This window comes from Streptomyces sp. SPB074 (genome assembly GCF_000154905.1).
GTDB lineage: Bacteria > Actinomycetota > Actinomycetes > Streptomycetales > Streptomycetaceae > Streptomyces.
This window is the reverse complement of record NZ_GG770539.1, coordinates 6,039,066-6,041,389: the sequence shown is the minus strand read 5'-3', so window position 1 is coordinate 6,041,389 and position 2,324 is coordinate 6,039,066. Positions and strand designations below refer to the sequence as shown.

The 2,324-nt window shown below is 75.3% G+C and carries 2 protein-coding genes and 1 pseudogene; all 3 read right to left on the bottom strand.

Features of this window, described 5'->3' with window-relative positions; all coding sequences use genetic code 11:
• A pseudogene (locus tag SSBG_RS25625) lies at positions 1 to 359 on the bottom strand (3-dehydroquinate synthase); the annotation flags it as partial.
• On the bottom strand, positions 356 to 871 hold the full coding sequence (locus tag SSBG_RS25620; RefSeq protein WP_037870628.1) for a shikimate kinase: 516 nt from the start codon (positions 869 to 871) through the stop codon (positions 356 to 358). The pseudogene SSBG_RS25625 and the gene SSBG_RS25620, both read right to left, overlap by 4 nt.
• Entirely contained in the window at positions 868 to 2,052 is a 1,185-nt protein-coding gene (aroC, locus tag SSBG_RS25615; RefSeq protein ID WP_008748959.1) for a chorismate synthase, read from the bottom strand. Before aroC ends, SSBG_RS25620 begins: the two co-directional genes overlap by 4 nt.
• Positions 2,053 to 2,324 lie beyond the last annotated feature (272 nt).

Sequence of the window (2,324 nt, the reverse complement as noted above, 5' to 3'; positions counted from 1 at the left end):
CGGCGAGGTCGGTCGTGGGCGCCGCCGCCGACGCCGAGGACGACGTCGGTGCGCGTGAAGCCGGACTGGCCGAGCGCGGTCCAGCAGTAGGCGGCGACCTCGGCGGTCTTCGCCTCCTCCGCGTTCGGCACCTGGATCGCGATCGCCTCGTAGCCCTGCCCGGCGAGGTCGGCGCGCAGCGCCTCCCCCGTCTCGGCGAGCGCCTCGGGGTGGATCACCGCGACGCGCTGGGCATTCTCCCCGATGAGCGCGGGGAGTTCGCCGAGCAGGTGGTGGCCGACGAGGACGTCGTAGGGGGCACTGCCCTCGGTGCCGCCGATCGTGATGCGGGTCGGCCCGGGCGTGCTGTTCTCGCTCACGCTTCCTTCAGCTCCAGTGCGTCGAGGACCGCCGATGCGACCTCTTCGGGGGTGCGGTCGTCGGTGGCCACGGTGGCGCGGGCGACCTCGGTGTACAGGGGGCGGCGGGCCTCCATCAACTCGCGCCACGTGCGACGCGGGTTGACGGCGAGCAGCGGGCGCGCGGTGGCGAGCCCGGTGCGGCGCACGGCCTCGTCGATGTCCATCGTGAGGAAGACGACGGGGTGCCCGCGCAGCAGGGCGCGGGTGCCGGCGTCGAGGACCGCTCCGCCGCCGAGCGCGAGGACGCCCTCGTGCTCGGTGAGCGCGGTGCGCACCGCCTCGCGTTCGAGGGCGCGGAAGTGCTCCTCGCCCTCGTCCACGAAGATGTCGGAGATCTCGCGGCCCTCGGCGCTCACGATGTCGTCGTCCGTGTCGCGGTACGCGAGCCCGAGCCGCCCGGCCAGGAGGTGGCCGATCGTGGACTTGCCGACGCCCATCGGGCCGACGAGGACGAGCCGGGGGCCGGTCACCGGATCGGGAGGTTGTCGAGGTACGCGCGGACGTTGCGGCGCGTCTCGGGGACGCTGTCGCCGCCGAACTTCTCGGCGACGGCGTCGGCGAGGACGAGCGCGACCATGGCCTCGGCGACGATCCCGGCGGCCGGGACGGCGCACACGTCGGAGCGCTGGTGGTGGGCCCTGGTGGCCTCGCCGGTCGCGACGTCCACGGTGGCGAGCGCGCGGGGCACGGTCGCGATCGGCTTCATCGCGGCCCGTACACGCAGGAGTTCACCGGTCGTGAGGCCGCCCTCGGTGCCGCCCGAGCGCCCGGTGGCGCGCCGGATGCCCTCGTCCGTGCTGACGATCTCGTCGTGGGCCAGCGAGCCGGGGACCCGGGCGAGCCCGAAGCCGTCCCCGACCTCGACGCCCTTGATCGCCTGGATGCCCATGAGCGCCCCGGCGAGCCGCGCGTCGAGCCTGCGGTCCCAGTGCACGTGCGAGCCGAGCCCCACGGGCACGTCGTAGGCGAGGACCTCGACCACGCCGCCGAGCGTGTCGCCGTCCTTGTGGGCCTGGTCGATCTCGGCGACCATCGCCTCGCTCGCGTCGGCGTCGAGGCAGCGGACCGGGTCGGCGTCGAGCTTCGCGACGTCGGCGGGGGTCGGGACGAGGCCGTAGGGGGCCTTCGCGGCGGCGATCTCCACGACGTGGCTGACGATCTCGATGCCCGCCGTCTCCTTGAGGTAGGAGCGGGCGACGGCGCCGAGCGCGACGCGCGCGGCGGTCTCGCGGGCGGAGGCGCGCTCCAGGACGGGGCGGGCCTCGTCGAAGCCGTACTTCTGCATCCCGGCGAGGTCGGCGTGGCCTGGGCGGGGGCGGGTCAGCGGGGCGTTGCGGGCCGAGTCCGCGAGGATCTGCGGATCGACCGGGTCGGCGGCCATGACCTGTTCCCACTTGGGCCACTCGGTGTTGCCGACCATGACGGCGACGGGCGAGCCGAGGGTCAGCCCGTGCCGGACGCCGCCGAGGAAGGTCACCTCGTCGCGCTCGAACTTCATCCGGGCCCCGCGGCCGTAGCCGAGGCGCCGCCTGGCGAGGTGGTCGGCGACCAGATCGGTGGTAACGGGGACACCGGCGGGAAGCCCCTCCAGCGTCGCCACGAGTGCGGGACCGTGCGACTCTCCCGCGGTCAGCCAACGCAGCCTGCTCAACGGTGCTCCTCCTGCTCGCGCGTGGAACTGCGGCGCGACCGGGTGCGCGGCCCTGGCCGGCCGCCTCCGATCTTCCCACGAAGCGGGACGCGGACCGGAGCGGGTCCACGGAGCGGACCCGGGCGTGGCGCGCACGGGCCGCGCCTCAGGGGGCCGGCCTCACGGGGGCGGGTCCCCACCGGCACGCACCTCACCGGGGCGCGCCTCACCGGGTCCGGCCTTCACCGGGCCGCGAGCGCGGCCTCTCCCGCCGCCCGCATCACCGCGAGCGG